This is a genomic window from Streptomyces sp. NPDC088706 (genome assembly GCF_044752765.1).
Lineage (GTDB): Bacteria > Actinomycetota > Actinomycetes > Streptomycetales > Streptomycetaceae > Streptomyces.
Map to the genome: position 1 here is coordinate 40093 of NZ_JBIVLW010000012.1, position 15023 is coordinate 55115.

At 71.4% G+C, this 15023-nt stretch carries 13 protein-coding genes; 9 read left to right on the forward strand and 4 right to left on the reverse strand.

Annotation, left to right across the window (positions count from 1 at the left end; all coding sequences use genetic code 11):
- Nucleotides 1–21 precede the first annotated feature (21 nt).
- Entirely contained in the window at nt 22–1332 is a 1311-nt protein-coding gene (glp, locus tag ACIQAK_RS23945; protein WP_366391163.1) for a gephyrin-like molybdotransferase Glp, read from the reverse strand.
- Between the two features lie 4 nt (nt 1333–1336).
- Entirely contained in the window at nt 1337–2239 is a 903-nt protein-coding gene (galU, locus tag ACIQAK_RS23950) for a UTP--glucose-1-phosphate uridylyltransferase GalU (protein ID WP_366391164.1), read from the reverse strand.
- Nucleotides 2240–2351: 112 nt separating this feature from the next.
- On the opposite strand from galU, the gene ACIQAK_RS23955 reads away from it, so the two are divergent.
- Nucleotides 2352–2969, forward strand: coding sequence for a 5-formyltetrahydrofolate cyclo-ligase (locus ACIQAK_RS23955; RefSeq protein ID WP_366391165.1), 618 nt, complete (start codon nt 2352–2354; stop codon nt 2967–2969).
- 21 nt (nt 2970–2990) lie between these two features.
- On the opposite strand, the gene ACIQAK_RS23960 is transcribed toward ACIQAK_RS23955, so the two are convergent.
- Nucleotides 2991–5738: a penicillin acylase family protein gene (locus ACIQAK_RS23960; RefSeq protein WP_366391166.1), complete on the reverse strand. Its 2748-nt coding sequence runs from the start codon at nt 5736–5738 to the stop codon at nt 2991–2993.
- 298 nt (nt 5739–6036) lie between these two features.
- On the opposite strand from ACIQAK_RS23960, the gene ACIQAK_RS23965 reads away from it, so the two are divergent.
- The 6 genes from ACIQAK_RS23965 (at nt 6037) to ACIQAK_RS23990 (ending at nt 12343) form a co-directional block, all read left to right on the forward strand.
- A complete protein-coding gene (locus tag ACIQAK_RS23965; protein WP_366391167.1) occupies nt 6037–7683 on the forward strand; it encodes a potassium/proton antiporter in 1647 nt (548 codons plus the stop codon).
- Between the two features lie 292 nt (nt 7684–7975).
- Entirely contained in the window at nt 7976–9256 is a 1281-nt protein-coding gene (locus ACIQAK_RS23970; RefSeq protein WP_366391168.1) for an MFS transporter, read from the forward strand.
- Nucleotides 9257–9322: 66 nt separating this feature from the next.
- Nucleotides 9323–9667, forward strand: a complete 345-nt coding sequence (locus ACIQAK_RS23975) for an FmdB family zinc ribbon protein (protein WP_366391169.1) — start codon at nt 9323–9325, stop codon at nt 9665–9667.
- Nucleotides 9668–9869: 202 nt separating this feature from the next.
- Entirely contained in the window at nt 9870–10754 is an 885-nt protein-coding gene (locus ACIQAK_RS23980) for an S-methyl-5'-thioadenosine phosphorylase (protein ID WP_366391170.1), read from the forward strand.
- Nucleotides 10755–10916: 162 nt separating this feature from the next.
- The gene (locus ACIQAK_RS23985; protein WP_366391171.1) at nt 10917–11681 is read left to right on the forward strand and encodes an RcpC/CpaB family pilus assembly protein; all 765 of its coding nucleotides are present in this window, start codon (nt 10917–10919) and stop codon (nt 11679–11681) included.
- 113 nt (nt 11682–11794) lie between these two features.
- On the forward strand, nt 11795–12343 hold the full coding sequence (locus tag ACIQAK_RS23990; RefSeq protein WP_366391172.1) for an MscL family protein: 549 nt from the start codon (nt 11795–11797) through the stop codon (nt 12341–12343).
- Nucleotides 12344–12398: 55 nt separating this feature from the next.
- On the opposite strand, the gene ACIQAK_RS23995 is transcribed toward ACIQAK_RS23990, so the two are convergent.
- Nucleotides 12399–12623, reverse strand: a complete 225-nt coding sequence (locus tag ACIQAK_RS23995; protein WP_366391173.1) for a hypothetical protein — start codon at nt 12621–12623, stop codon at nt 12399–12401.
- Nucleotides 12624–12840: 217 nt separating this feature from the next.
- Between ACIQAK_RS23995 and ACIQAK_RS24000 the strand changes: the two genes are divergently transcribed.
- Both ACIQAK_RS24000 and ACIQAK_RS24005 read left to right on the forward strand, forming a co-directional pair.
- Nucleotides 12841–13998, forward strand: coding sequence for a P1 family peptidase (locus tag ACIQAK_RS24000; protein ID WP_366391174.1), 1158 nt, complete (start codon nt 12841–12843; stop codon nt 13996–13998).
- 272 nt (nt 13999–14270) lie between these two features.
- Nucleotides 14271–15017: a DUF6227 family protein gene (locus tag ACIQAK_RS24005; RefSeq protein ID WP_366391175.1), complete on the forward strand. Its 747-nt coding sequence runs from the start codon at nt 14271–14273 to the stop codon at nt 15015–15017.
- Nucleotides 15018–15023: the final 6 nt, after the last annotated feature.

Here is a 15023-nt window from a genome sequence, read left to right on the forward strand (position 1 = left end):
CGTACCGCCACTGGGCGACGGTCAGCGGAGCAGGATCACGTCCGTCTCCGTGCCGGGCTCGGCGGAGGTGACGTCCTCGGGCAGCACGATCAGCGCGTCCGCCTGGGCGAGAGCGGCGATCAGATGCGATCCGGAGCCACCGACCGGGGTGACGGTGCCCGCGCCCTCGTCGTACGTACCGCGCAGGAACTGGCGGCGGCCCGCCGGCGAGGTGAGCGCCTTGTCGACGCTCAGCACGGCCCGGACGGTGGGGCGGTGGAGGTCTTCCAGGCCCATCAGGGCGCGGATGGCGGGGCGGACGAACAGCTCGAAGGAGACGTAACTGGAGACCGGATTGCCCGGCAGGGCCAGCAGCGGGGTGTGGTCCGGGCCGATCGAACCGAAGCCCTGCGGCTTGCCCGGCTGCATGGCGAGCTTGCGGAAGTCGATCCCGCTGCCCGGCTCGTCCTCGTCACCGACGGAGGAGAGCGCCTCCTTGACCACGTCGTACGCGCCGACGCTGACGCCACCCGTGGTGACGATGATGTCCGCGCGGATCAGCTGGTCCTCGATGGTGGCGCGCAGTGTTTCGGCGTCGTCCGTCACCGCGCCGACCCGGTAGGCGATGGCTCCGGCGTCCCGGGCGGCGGCCGTGAGCGCGTAGCTGTTGGAGTCGTAGATCTGGCCGCCCGTCAGCTCCTCGCCGGGCTGGACCAGTTCGCTGCCGGTGGACAGGACGACGACGCGGGGGCGGGGCCGTACGACCACGGTCGAGCAGCCGATCGCGGCGAGCAGGCCGATCTGCGGCGGGCCGACGATCGACCCGGCGCGCAGGGCCAGATCGCCCGGCCTGACGTCGCTCCCGCGCTCGCGGACGTGGGCACCGGCCTCGACGGACCGGTGGACCCGGACCTCACCGGTGGCCCCCTCCGGGGCGTCGGAGTGGGCGCGCATGGTGACGGCCGGGCCCTCGCCCGCACCGCCGTCCGTCCACTCGACCGGGACCACGGCCTCCGCGCCGGCGGGCAGCGGGGCGCCCGTCATGATGCGGGCGGCCTGCCCCGGCCCCACGGCCTGGTCGTCGGCGAGGCCCGCGCTGCCCGCGGCGATGTCGCCGATGACGTTGAGGACGGCGGGGAACTCCTCGCTCGCCCCTTCGACATCGGCGATCCGCACCGCGTAGCCGTCCATCGAGCTGTTGTCGAAGGGCGGCAGGGCCACCTCCACGACGACGTCCCGCACCAGGACGCAGCCCTGCGCGTCGGGCAGCTGCAGCTCGATGGGTTCGAGCGGCCCCACCGTGGCGAGGATGTCGTCCAGGTGCTCGTCCACCGACCAGATCGCGCTGCTCACGGGGTCACATCTCCTCGGTGACGTACTTGCGGAGCCAGGTCCGGAAGTCCGGTCCCAGGTCTTCACGTTCGCACGCCAGTCTGACAATGGTACGCAGATAGTCGCTGCGGTCACCGGTGTCGTAGCGGCGGCCCTTGAAGACGACGCCGTGCACGGGGCCGGCGATCTTCTCGTCGGCGGCGAGCAGCTGGAGGGCGTCGGTGAGCTGGATCTCGCCGCCGCGGCCCGGCTCGGTGTGTCGCAGTATGTCGAAGACGGCCGGGTCCAGGACGTACCGGCCGATGACGGCGAGGTTGCTGGGCGCGTCGGCCGGCTCCGGCTTCTCCACCAGGCCGGTGACCCGGACGACGTCGCTGTCCACGGTGGCGTCCGCCGCCGCGCAGCCGTAGAGGTGGACCTGGGAGGGGTCGATCTCCATCAGCGCGACGACACTGCCGCCCTCACGCTCCTGGATCTCCACCATGCGGGCCAGCAGGGAGTCACGCGGGTCGATCAGGTCGTCGCCCAGCAGGACCGCGAAGGGCTGGTCGCCCACGTGCGGGGCGGCACACAGCACGGCGTGGCCGAGACCGCGCGGGTCGCCCTGGCGCACGTAGTGCATGGTGGCCAGGTCGCTGGACTCCTGGACCTTGGCCAGACGTTCGGCATCTCCCTTACGGGTGAGCGCGGACTCCAGTTCGTAGTTGCGGTCGAAATGGTCCTCAAGGGGACGCTTGTTGCGGCCGGTGATCATCAGCACGTCGGAGAGGCCCGCTGCCACGGCTTCTTCGACGACATACTGAATGGCCGGCTTGTCGACGACAGGCAGCATCTCTTTGGGAGTGGCCTTCGTGGCCGGCAGGAAGCGGGTGCCGAGACCTGCTGCCGGAATGACGGCCTTGCTGATCCTGGAGGGCGGCTGAGTCATGCGGAGAACCTTAACGGGTGCACACACCCGGAAGGTGAGCATCCGGTTAAGTTCGCCCGTAAATATGCCTATACGAGAACCGTGCGAGTCCCGTGAGTCCCGTGAGTCCCTGTTGAACCCTGACAAGTCCGGAAAGGCAGCTGTGAAGGTCCCCGCGAAAGCCTCCCTGCGGAGCGAACTGCTCGCCGCGCGGGCCCTCCTGACCAAGGAGGACGTCACGGGGGCCGCCTCGGTTCTCGCCACGGGCGCGCTGGCGCTCCCCGAACTGTCCGGCGCCCGAACGGTCGCCGCCTACGTCTCCGTGGGACGCGAACCGGGGACCCGGGCCCTGCTGGACGCGCTGCGCGACCGGGGCGTACGGGTGCTACTTCCGGTGCTCCTGGCCGACAACGACCTGGACTGGGCGGTGTACGAGGGCGCGGAGCACCTTCTGACGGCCGGGCGCGGGCTGCTGGAGCCGGACGGTCCCCGGCTCGGCCCCGACGCCGTCCTGGAGGCCGACGCGGTCCTGCTGCCCGGGCTGGCCGTGGACGGTGCGGGCATGCGGCTGGGGCGGGGCGGCGGCAGCTACGACCGGGTGCTGGCCCGGCTCTCGGCGGCCGGGGCCGACCCGGCGCTCATCGTGCTCCTGTACGGGAACGAGGTGGTCGCGCGGGTCCCCTCGGAACCGCACGACCACCCCGTGGACGCCGTGGTCACCCCGGCCGGAGCGCGGCGCTTCACCGCCTGACGGCAGGTCGGCACCCGCCCGTCAGGGCTTCAGCGTCAGCGTGTCGACGGTGGACTCGCCGACGGCGTCCGTACCGAAGGACCATTCGAGCAGTTCACCCTCGGCCCACTTGTCGGTCTGGTCGGTGTAGTGCGCGTCGAACGCGTGCCCGGAGGCGCCGGTGAGGTTGATCCAGCGGGACTTGTCCCAGTCCCCCACGTTGACGACCATCCGCATCGACGGCACCCAGACGACCTCGTAGCCGCTCGCCGCGTTCCAGCCGGTGGCGTTGACCGCGGCCTCGCCGCCGCCGAGGTTCCAGGGGCCGCGGTTGAGCGCCCGCTGGAGCAGATCGGGCCCTTCGGTACCGAGGGTCTGGTTCTTCAGCATCAGCCGGTGCAGCCGGCCCCAGCTCCAGGTGGAGATGTTCTTGCCGAGCTTGGCGGTCAGCTCCCAGCGCGCGTCCTCCATCGCCCGGGCGAAGAGGTCGTCGCGGTTCTCCAGCGCGGCCTCGCGGCCCCTGGCGGGCACCTTCCACCACTCGTTGTCCTGGTCCTCGACGATGTCGTCGACCACCTGGAACCAGCGGTCCCCGCCGTCCGGCTGGGCGGAGTCGCCGTCGCGCTGGCCGCACTCGCGCACGAGCTTCTTCTGCTGGTCGGCCGGGCCGCTGTTCTTGGCCGGCGGCACGTTGAGGCAGTCGCCCTTGACCCGCAGCTCCTTGGGCAGCTTGTTGCCGAAGGCGAGCATGAGGATGTTGCGCCAGACGCCGTTGAAGTACGCGGCGGCGGCCGAGTCCGGTTCCTGGGCGTAGTCCCAGCCCTCCAGCAGCTTCTGCGCCTCACGCACGCTCGGGTCGGGAATGTTGATCTTCAGCAGCTCGGGCACCAGCAGCGCGGCGATCTCGCTGGTGTTGTCCATCTGCATCTTCTGCATGTCGTCGGTCGAGACCTTCTCGCCACCCTTGATCTTGTCGGCGATGAGGTCGTTGATCCGCTGACTGCGGGTTCCGTACCCCCAGTCCTTGGTCAGCAGGTGGGGGTATTCGCTCTCGTCGATCACGGCCTGGTTGGCGGTGACGATGTAGCCGCGCTTCGGGTTGTACTCGTAGGGCAGCTGGTCGAACGGGACCGGCTTCTCCTTCCAGCCGTACTCCGGGGACCAGCCGGGGCTGGGCAGCGTGCCGTCGCCCTTGAGGCGGACCGGGATCGTGCCCGGCGCCTGGTAGCCGATGTTGCCCTGGGTGTCGGCGTAGATGAGGTTCTGCGAGGGGACCTCGAAGTTCTTGGCCGCGGCCCGGAAGGTGGTGAAGTCCTTGGCCCGGTTGATCGCGAAGACCGCGTCCATGGACCTGCCCGGCTTCAGGGCGGTCCACTTCAGGGCGACCGCGTAACCGTCGGCACGGTCGGGAGCGGAATCGCCGACGGCGGCCTTCTGGCCGACCTTGTCCAGTTCCTTGCTGCGGTCGGAGACGAGGGGCCCGTTGTTCGTCTCGCGGACGGTGATCTTCCGGTCCCTGCCGCCCGCGACCTTGATGGTCTCCTCACGGGTGGTGAACGGCCGCACCTTGTCGTCGTACAGGTAACCGTCGTCGGAGACCTTCTCCAGGAAGAGGTCGGTGACGTCCGCGCCGAGGTTGGTGAGGCCCCAGGCGATGTCCTGGTTGTGGCCGATGATCACACCGGGCATCCCGGAGAAGGTGTAGCCCGCGGTGTCGTACTGGCAGGTCGTGGAGAGTTCCCGGCAGTGCAGGCCCATCTGGTACCAGAGCGAGGGCAGCATCGGCGCCAGGTGCGGGTCGTTGGCGAGCAGCGCCTTGCCGGTCGTCGTGTGGTCACCGCTGACGACCCAGGAGTTCGACCCGATGCCGTTGCCGTTCGGGCCGAGCAGCGCGGGGATCTCGTCCAGGGTGTCGGAGAGCGCGGAGAGCTGGGTGTTCAGGCCCTCGGTGGCGCCCTGCGCGGTTCCGGAGCCGATGTCGGCCGACGGGGTGGCGTCGAGGTCGAACTCGCCGGTGACCGGGGAGACCGCACCCCGGTCGACGATCGGCTTGTGCTTGTCGTACGGGTAGTCCGGATACAGGTCCTCGATCTGGTCCTTGTCGATCCGGCTGGTCAGCAGCGAGCGGTCGATCTCGTCCTGCATGTTGCCGCGCAGGTCCCAGGCCATGGCCTTGAGCCAGGCGACCGAGTCGACCGGGGTCCACTCGCCGGGCTTGTAGTCGTTGGTCAGCCCCAACGCCGCGTACTCGACCGAGATGTCCCGGCCTTCCTTGCCCTTCAGGTATGCGTTGACGCCCTCCGCGTACGACTGGAGGTTCTTCTTCGTGTCCTCGTCCAGAACCTTGTCGTACTCCTCCTGCGCGACCTTCCGCCAGCCGAGCGTGCGCAGGAAGGAGTCGGTCTCCACCTGACCGGAGCCGAACATCTCGGAGAGCCGACCCGCCGTCATATGGCGCCGGACGTCCATCTCCCAGAAGCGGTCCTGGGCCTGGACGAAGCCCTGGGCACGGAAGAGGTCGGCGTCGGAGTCCGCGTAGATCTGCGGGATCCCGTAGGAGTCCCGTTTGACCTCGACGTCACCGGACAGGCCGTCAAGGGTGATCGTCCCGGTGGTCTGCGGGTAGGAGGCCCGCACCGTGGAGACGGACCAGTAGGCGCCGAACCCGACACCCGCGACGAGCGCCAGCACCAGGACGAGCAGAAGGAGGCGGACGCGGCGCCCCTTCTTCTTCCTGCCGGGCTTCTTCGCGTCGGAAGGGCCGGAAGAGTCGGTTGTATTGGCGGGCATCGCTGTCCTTCGAGGGGCAGGGTGGTCCTGGGAGTGCAGGAGCAACCATAGGCGCAGCCGAGAAGCCACTCGGACGCGGTATGGGGATGCATCCATTTGCGCGTATCCCTCCTGGGGACGCGCGAGGCTCCTGTACGAACGCGGAAGCCGTCAAGAAAACGTTAAAGATTAGGTAAGGTAACGAAGTACTGGCTGCCGGAGGACGATCCGGCAGGCGCACGCAGGGAAGGAACGGACCCTGACTGTCCACGCGCTCAACGAACTCCTGCTCGTCTGCTCGCTCGTCCTGCTCGTCGCCGTGGCGGCGGTACGGATCTCCTCGCGCAGCGGGCTCCCCAGCCTGCTCCTGTATCTCGGCATCGGGATCGCCCTGGGGCAGGACGGCATCTTCGACGTCAAGTTCGACAACGCCGAGCTGACCCAGGTGATCGGCTACGCCGCCCTCGTGGTCATCCTGGCCGAGGGCGGACTCGGGGCGAAGTGGAAAGAGGTCCGCCCCGTCCTGCCCGCGGCCGCGGTGGTCTCCACCGTCGGCGTCGGCATCAGCGTGGGCATCACGGCCGCGGCCGCGCACTACCTCGTCGGCCTGGACTGGCGCCAGGCTCTCATCATCGGCGCGGTCGTCTCCTCCACCGACGCCGCGGCCGTCTTCTCCGTGCTGCGCAGAGTGCCGCTGCCCTCCCGGATCACCGGTGTGCTGGAGGCCGAGTCCGGCTTCAACGACGCCCCCGTGGTCATCCTCGTCGTCGCGTTCTCCGCGGTCGGCCCGGTCGAGCACTGGTATCTCCTGATCGCCGAGATCGCCCTGGAGCTGGCCATCGGCGCCGCCATCGGCATCGCGGTGGGCTGGCTGGGTTCGCTCGGGCTGCGGCACGTCGCCCTGCCCGCCTCCGGCCTCTACCCGATCGCCGTCATGGCCATCGCCGTGATGGCGTACGCGGCCGGCGCCATGGCCCACGGCAGCGGATTCCTCGCGGTCTACCTGGCCGCGATGATCCTCGGCAACTCCAAGCTGCCGCACTGGCCCGCCACCCGCGGGTTCGCCGACGGCCTGGGCTGGCTGGCCCAGATCGGCATGTTCGTGCTGCTCGGCCTGCTGGTCACCCCGCACGACCTGGTCGACGACTTCTGGCCCGCCGTCGTGGTGGGCCTGGTGCTGACCATGGTGGCCCGGCCGCTGTCGGTCTTCCTGAGCCTGGCGCCGTTCCGGCTGCCGGCGCGCGAGAAGGTCCTGATGTCGTGGGCCGGGCTGCGCGGCGCCGTGCCCATCATCCTGGCGACCATTCCGATGGTCTCCGGGGTGCAGGGCAGCACCAGGATCTTCAACATCGTCTTCGTCCTCGTCATCGTCTATACGCTGATCCAGGGCCCGACCCTGCCCTGGGTCGCGGACAAGCTGAGGATCGCGGACGAGCCCGAGCCCGACGACCTGGGCATCGAGTCCGCGCCGCTGGAGCGGCTGCGCGGCCACCTGCTGTCGGTCGGCGTCCCGGCCAAGTCGAAGATGCACGGCGTCGAGGTCGGCGAGCTCCGGCTCCCCGCCGGGGCCGCGGTCACGCTGGTGGTCCGCGAGGAGAAGAGCTTCGTCCCCTCCCCCACCACGGTCCTGCGACGCGGCGACGAGCTGCTGGTCGTGGCGACCGATCCGGTGCGCGACAAGGCGGAGGCCCGGCTCCGGGCGGTCGGCGAGGGCGGCAAGCTGGCCGGCTGGCTGGGCACCAGCGGCGGAACGGGGGCACCCGGTACGTCGGGCCACCCCGCAGCCGCGGGGCCCTCGAAGGCCTCCGGAGCGAACGGACCTGCGAAAGCCTCCGGAGCCAACGGCCCCTCGAAGGCCTCCGGAGCCAACGGATCGGCCGTCCGCCAGGCCGTGAAACCGGTCAGGCCCGTCAAGAGGCTCGGACCGGCCGACGACGCCCCCCGTACGAACGCGCGTCGCTCATAGGACGCTGATCACAGGACGACAGTGAAGTTCTGTGCGCATTCACAGGCGCACAGAACTTCCTGCCTGTACGATAAAGGCACACTGATCGACCAACTCTGTCTGATGCAGAGCTGGCGCGACCGTATGGCGGTCGTGGTGTCTCTTCGCCCGGCGCTTCTTCGCCGATGGCAGCGAGTCGCCCGGCATCTACCGCAGTTCCGCGCGAAGAGGACAGCTCTCGGCCGCTTCCGTCCGGCCCGCCCCACAAAGGCGTCGGGAAGCAGCGCCACCAGGCGGCAGAAAGGCAAGGACCGTGGCGACCACGGTCTCCGACCGCCCCGGTTACGGGCAACTGCTCCGCACCCCGGGTGCGTGGACCTTCCTCCTTCCGGGCTTCGCCGCACGGCAGCCCTTCGCGATGCTGACCATCGGCATCGTGCTGCTCGTCCAGCACACCACCGGCTCCTACGGAGCGGCGGGTGCCGTGGCGGCCGTCGCCGGCGTCTCGATGGCGCTGGTGGCCCCCCAGGGCGGCAAACTCGCCGACCGGTTCGGCCAGCGGGCCGTCCTGCTGCCCGGCGTGCTGCTCCACACCGTCTCCGTGAGCGCGCTGACCGCGCTGGCGCTGGCGGACGCGCCCCTGTGGGCGCTGTTCGCCGCCGCGGTGCCCACCGGCGCCTCGGTCCCGCAGATCGGCCCGATGGTGCGCGCCCGCTGGGCGGCGATGCTGGGGGCCACCCCCGACCGGCCCGCCTCCCCGCTGATGTCCACCGCCGCCGCCTTCGAGTCGGTGACGGACGAGTTCACCTTCGTGCTCGGACCGGTGATCGCCACCGCGCTGTGCACCGGCGTGCACCCGGCTGCCGGGCTGATCACCGAGGCCGCCCTCACCCTGATCGGCGGCCTGCTCTTCGCCGCGCAGCGCGCCACCCAGCCCGCTCCCCGCCCCGTCGCCACGGCGGACCGTCCGCACACGTCGGCGCTCTCCGTACCCGGCGTCCGGGTGCTGGTCATCGCCTTCCTGGGCATCGGCGCGGTCTTCGGCGGGATGCAGGTCTCACTGACGGCGTTCTCCGAGGAGATCGGCCACCCCGGCGTGAACGGACTGCTGTACGGGATCTTCGCGGCGGGCAACATGCTGGCCGGCATCGTCTGCGGTGCCATCGCCTGGAAGAGCAGCCCGCAGCGCCGCCTCGTCGTCGGCTATGTGGCCTTGGCCCTCATGGCCTCCGGCCTCTGGGCCGTGCACTCCGTACCGCTGCTGGCCGGACTCGGCCTGCTGGTCGGCCTGTGCATCGCCCCGGCGCTGATCAGCGGCTACACGCTGGTCGAGTCACTGGTCCCGGCCACCGCCCGCACCGAGGCCTTCACCTGGCTGACGGGTGCCGTGGCCCTGGGCCAGGCGGCCGCCGTGACCGTGGCGGGCCAACTCGCCGACGCCCACGGCGCGAGCACCGGATTCCTGGTCCCGCTGGCCGGTACCGTACTGGCGCTGACGACCCTGCTGGCCCTGCGCTCGCGGCTCGCGCCGAGGTCCGCGGGCCGGACCGTGGCACGTGGGATCGGTCACCGCGAGCCGGTCACGGTGGACTGATCCCGCGGAATACGTCAGTATGGAGCGTCGTTAGCACTCATTGAGTGAGAGTGCCAGGAGGAGCAAGTGCCGACCTATCAGTACCAGTGCACCGAGTGCGGCGAGGGCCTCGAGGCGGTGCAGAAGTTCACCGATGATGCCCTGACCGTGTGCCCGAGCTGTGACGGACGCCTGAAGAAGGTGTTCTCTGCGGTCGGCATCGTCTTCAAGGGTTCCGGTTTCTACCGGAACGACAGCCGCGGCTCTTCGTCGAGCAGCACGCCGGCGACATCGGCCGCGAAGTCGTCCGACTCCGGGTCGTCCTCGTCGACGTCGACGGGTTCGGACACGAAGTCCAGCGCTTCGTCCTCCGCCTCCTCGTCGTCGGCCTCCGCGCCGGCCTCGTCGTCGAGCGGTTCGTCGGCCGCCTGAGCCCGCGTACGCCCCACCCGCTTCACCGGACCCCGCCGATCCACTCGGCGGGGTCCGTGCGTTTCCCGGGCGGGGTGCGTTTCCCGGGCGGGGTGCGTTTGCCGGGCGAGGCGCCTTTCCCGGGCGGGGTGCGTTTTCCGGGCGGCACGGAACGGATCACTCCCCCGGATACGGTGAACTCTTCCCCGGATACGGTGACCGCATGGTGAACGCACTTACGGACACGAGTTCCGGCACAGACATCGCGGGTACGGCGCCGGGGGCGGAGATCGGGGTCATCGGCGGCTCGGGCTTCTACTCCTTCCTGGAGGACGTCACCGAGGTCTTCGTGGATACCCCCTACGGGAAGCCCAGCGACTCGGTCTTCCTCGGCGAGATCGGCGGCCGCCGGGTGGCCTTCCTGCCCCGCCACGGCCGCGGTCACCATCTGCCGCCCCACCGCATCAACTACCGGGCCAACCTCTGGGCCCTGCGTTCCGTGGGGGTTCGCCAGGTGCTGGGCCCCTGCGCCGTCGGCGGGCTGCGCCCGGAGTTCGGCCCGGGCACCCTGCTCGTCCCGGACCAGCTGGTGGACCGCACCAAGACGCGCGTACAGACCTATTACGACGGTGAGACGCGGGCCGACGGCACCGTACCCAACGTCGTCCACCTGGGCTTCGCCGATCCGTACTGCCCCGAGGGACGGAAGGCCGCCCTCGCGGCGGCCCGCGGACGCGGCTGGGAGCCGGTGGACGGCGGCACCCTGGTGGTGGTCGAGGGGCCGCGCTTCTCCACTCGCGCGGAGTCCCGCTGGCACGCGGCGATGGGCTGGTCGGTGGTCGGGATGACCGGACATCCCGAAGCCGTGCTCGCCCGGGAGCTGGGCCTCTGCTACACGACGATGACCCTGGTGACCGACCTGGACGCGGGCGCCGAGGCTGGTGAGGGCGTCTCCCACGAGGAGGTGCTCCAGGTGTTCGCGGCCAACGTCGACCGGCTCCGGTCGGTGCTGTTCGACGCGGTGGGCGGGCTGCCGGAGACGGGAGTCCGCAACTGCGCCTGCGCCCACGCGCTGGACGGGATCGACACGGGGGTCGCGCTGCCGTAGGACGACCCCGCGGCGGCCGGTCCACCGGATCGGGTGACGGAGTTGTCCACAATCTCCAGGTAGTCCACAGGCCTCAGCGGGATGCGGGCGGACGGTGGATCGTGAGGGGAGTTCGGCCGGGACCTCCGGCCGGACTCCCCTCGTCCGACAGCAGGTGACGCCATGTCCCCGTCCCTCTTCCCCGCCGCTACCACCCACCCCGCACGTCACACCTCCGCCGCTCCCCAGCGCGCCGCCACCCCTGCGAAGCCGCCGCCCCCGCCCCCGGCGCCACCGCCCGCCCCGTGCGGGGTGGGGCCGTTCGCGCCGCTGCGGGTGCGGGGCGGCGGGGTGTACCGGCTGCGGCGGCTGCTGCGCAGGCAGCATCGGGCCGCCGCCGCGGGGATCGCGCTGGCGGGTGCGGCGTTGGCCACGACGAGCCTGGGCGGCTCCGAAGGCCGGTTCGCCGTCCCGGACGCCACCCTCTCGGACTCGGCGGTCTCGAACTCGGCGGTCTCGAATTCGGGGATCTCGAATTCGGGGATCTCGAACTCGGCGGGCTCGGACTCGGGGATCTCGGACTCGGAGATCTCGGACTCGGGGGCGGAGCCCGGTCGGCCGTCGATGCGCCTCGTCTCCGCACCCGTGCGGATCGCGGACGCGGCGACGGTACGGCTGCTGCGCCCGGGAGACCGCGTCGATGTGATCGCGGTCGGCGAGGCAGGCGATGACGCCCGCGTGGTGGCGCGGGACGTGCGGGTGACCCAGGTGCCGGGCCCGGCCGCGGAGGGCGATGCCCGCCGGATCGGCGGCCCGGGGACGATCGGCGCGGACGCGGCACCGGAGGGAGCGCTGGTGATGCTGTCCGTGGAGCGGTCCACCGCGACAGCGCTGCTGGGCGCGGGCGTCTCGGGGCGGCTGGCGGTGGCGGTGTCCGATGAGAACTGACACGCTCTCAAGCACCCTTTGCGCATCACCGGATTGGACAGCGTTGCCTTCTCCCGCCTTAGGTTGCGGGGCAGTTTGCTCCCGTCACGGCACAAGTGAAAGAAGGCTCACCTGTGAGCGAGAAGAAGGTCAGTCTGCTGGAGGGCTTCAAGGCCTTCCTGACGCGCGGCAACGTGATCGACCTCGCGGTGGCTGTCGTCATAGGCGCCGCGTTCACGAACATCGTGAACGCGGTCGTCAAGGGTGTCATCAACCCCCTGGTCGGTGCGTTCGGAACGCAGGACCTGGACAACTACACCTCCTGCCTCCGGGGCCCTTGCACCACGGACCCGGCCACCGGCAGGACGGACGGGATCGAGATCCTGTGGGGCTCGGTGCTCAGCGCCACCCTCAGCTTCCTGATCACCGGCGCTGTCGTGTACTTCCTGATGGTGCTGCCGATGGCCAAGTACCTGGCCCGGCGGGCCGCGTCGCACGCCGCCAAGGAGGGCGTGCAGGAGACGATGGAGGTGAGCGAGCTGGAGGTGCTCAAGGAGATCCGCGACGCCTTGGTCGCGCAGCGCGATGGCGGCGCGGGTGGCGTCGGTGGTGGGATGGGCACGGGCGCCCGCGGGCCGGGCGAGGGCGGCGGGCCACTACCGGGCCGGGACGGGGGACGCTAGCCCGGGGGGCCACTGCCGGGCCGGGGCGAGGGGCGCCGGCGGGCCGGCTCGCCGTTCAGATGTGGTGGGGCGGCTTCTCGTCGAGGAAGCGCGCGAGGTCGGCGGCGCCGGAGCCGCCGGAAGGGCGCTCGCCCCATCCCCGGTCCGTATCGTCCGCGGACTGCCGGTCCAACGGGTCGTCGAAGAACAGAACCGGCTTGGGCTTCGGTTCTTCGTGCGGCTGTGCCTGGGACTGCTGCTGCTTCGCATCTCGCGGACCGGGGGCGGGGGCGGAACTCATGCCTCCAGGGTACGGCGGCCGACGGCCCGGTGTGGGCCGCCGTGTTGCCGGGCGGCTCAAGCGGTGGGGCGCGTCCGGCTTCCGGCCGGCGCGTCCGGCTTCCGGCCCGGCGCGTCCGGCTTCCGGCCCGGCGGACAGGAGCCAGGACCCGCCGGTACGTTCGGAGCGTACGTACGAGGCTGCGTCTGCTCGCGGGCGCCGACCCGAGGAGCGCGCGATGACCGCCGAGGCCCCGCACCCGCCACTGCCGGACGCTTCGCCGCCGGGGGGCGCTCCGCTGCTGGACGCGCTCACCGATGTGGCCGGGATCCAGGTCGGGCACGCGCAGGTGTCCGGGGCGGGGGCGCTGAGCGGTACGACCGTGGTCCTGGCGCCGGAGGGCGGGGCGGTGGCCGCCGTGGACGTACGGGGTGGCGGGCCGGGCACCCGGGAGACGGACGCCCTGGACCCGCGCAACCTGGTGCAGCGGGTCGACGCGGTGGTCCTCACGGGCGGCAGCGCGTACGGGCTGGACGCCGCGTCCGGGGTGATGGCCTGGCTGGAGGAGCAGGGGCGAGGCGTCCGGGTCGGCACGGACCCCGCGCAGGTGGTCCCGGTCGTTCCGGCCGCAGCCCTGTTCGACCTCGGGCGGGGCGGCGACTGGCGGGCCCGCCCCGACGCTTCGACCGGGCGCGCCGCGGTGGAGGCGGCGGCCGCCTCCATCCCCGGGGCCCCGGTCGCCGAGGGGAGCGTGGGAGCGGGTACGGGTGCGGTGGCCGGGCAGCTCAAGGGCGGCATCGGCACCGCGAGCGTGCGGCTGGCCTCCGGGGTCACCGTCGCCGCCCTGGTCGCGGTGAACGCGGCGGGCTCGGTGCTCGACCCCCGTACCGGGGTGCTGTTCGGGGAGTACGGGGCCGGGGAGCCGCCCGCGCACCCGGCGGCCGGGACACATGCGGCGGCGGTGCGGCGGCTGGCGCGGGAGCAGGAGGCGATGGAGGCGGCCGGGGGCGGGGCCCCGCCGTTCAACACCACGATCGCGGTCGTGGCGACGGACGCGGACCTCGTCAGGGCCCAGGCGCAGAAGCTGGCGGGCACCGCGCACGACGGCATGGCCCGCGCGGTGCGCCCGGTCCACTTGCTGACCGACGGGGACACCGTGTTCGCGCTGGCCACGGGCCGGGTGCGGGTGCCATCGGAGAACCCGGTCGCGGTCAACGAGATCCTCGCTGCGGGCGCCGACGTCCTGGCCCGCGCGATAGTGAAGGCGGTGCGTGCGGCCCGGAGCGTCCCGGGGCCGGGCGGTACGTTCCTCGCCTACGCGGACCTGTACGGGGACGGGGCGGACGGCACCGGCCCCCGGCCGGACGGCGGGAACGGGGCGAACGCGCAGGCGTAGGCGCAGGCGTAGGCGTGGGACCGGCAGAGGCGCAGGCCGGTGTGGGTGCCGGACCGGTGGGGGCGCGCGGCGTGGTTGCGGGGCGCGTGGGCTCCAGGATCGCAACCGCAGCAAGGGAGTTCACCCCCCAACCGCCCGAAATGCGCCGGGAACAGACGGGGAACTTATCTCGTGCGCCTTACGTTTTTACGAACCCCGGTCACGATGTCAGACCCAGGGACTACGTTAAGCACGCACCAAGTAACACGCGGCGACGGCCTGGAGACAGCACCTTGAGCGATCCGTACGAGACAACCGAGCAGCACCTCGACCGACTCCTGCGACGCGCCCTCAACTCGTTCGACCTCCCCGACAGCACGGTCGACCTGCTCGGTTCGGCGCTGGCGCACAGCAGTTCGCTGCACTCGTCGCACCACAGCCCCGTCCTGCACCGGGAGACCTACCGCCACACCTATCTCCTCACCGACGGTTCCGACCTGACGCTGTGGGAGCTGGTGCACAGCGGCGGCCGGGACGAGCATGTCCCCCGCAGCCACGAGCTCTACGCCGACGAGGGCGACGCCCACATCGCCGCGGCCCGGCTCGCCGGGAGCTTGTCGGACACCCCCGCCTTCGGGGGTGAGGGCGGCCAGGAGGACCTGGAGATCCTGACCGTCCTGATGTCCGCTCCCCCGGCCCCGACGCCCCGGACGTACGCCCCCGACAACTCGGCCGACCACGCCCGCCGGGTGCTGCGTCGCGCGGAGAACGGTGACCGGCCGGACGAGGAGAAGGCACGGCTGCTGCGGTCCGCCTTCGCCCACCACATCACCCAGATCTTCGGGCGCCAGTGCCAGGTGAACGGCCGGCAGGCCGGGTTCACGCTCTACGAGCACGCGTTCCTGCTGCTGGACGGCAGCGAGACGAGCCTGTGGGAGGTCGAGCACACGGCGACCCCCGACGGCCGCCACATGTGCGAGGTGTACGAGGACGAGCACACCGCCCGCGCGGCGATGGAGAGCCGCACCAGGATCTGCTGACCCCGG

Bases quoted from the DNA above. Each gene is read 5' to 3' on its own strand.
- galU (WP_366391164.1), bottom strand. From the start codon at position 2,239: ATGACTCAGCCGCCCTCCAGGATCAGCAAGGCCGTCATTCCGGCAGCA.
- ACIQAK_RS23960 (WP_366391166.1), bottom strand. From the start codon at position 5,738: ATGCCCGCCAATACAACCGACTCTTCCGGCCCTTCCGACGCGAAGAAG.
- ACIQAK_RS23980 (WP_366391170.1), top strand. From the start codon at position 9,870: ATGGTGAACGCACTTACGGACACGAGTTCCGGCACAGACATCGCGGGT.
- ACIQAK_RS23985 (WP_366391171.1), top strand. From the start codon at position 10,917: ATGTCCCCGTCCCTCTTCCCCGCCGCTACCACCCACCCCGCACGTCAC.
- ACIQAK_RS23995 (WP_366391173.1), bottom strand. From the start codon at position 12,623: ATGAGTTCCGCCCCCGCCCCCGGTCCGCGAGATGCGAAGCAGCAGCAG.
- ACIQAK_RS24000 (WP_366391174.1), top strand. From the start codon at position 12,841: ATGACCGCCGAGGCCCCGCACCCGCCACTGCCGGACGCTTCGCCGCCG.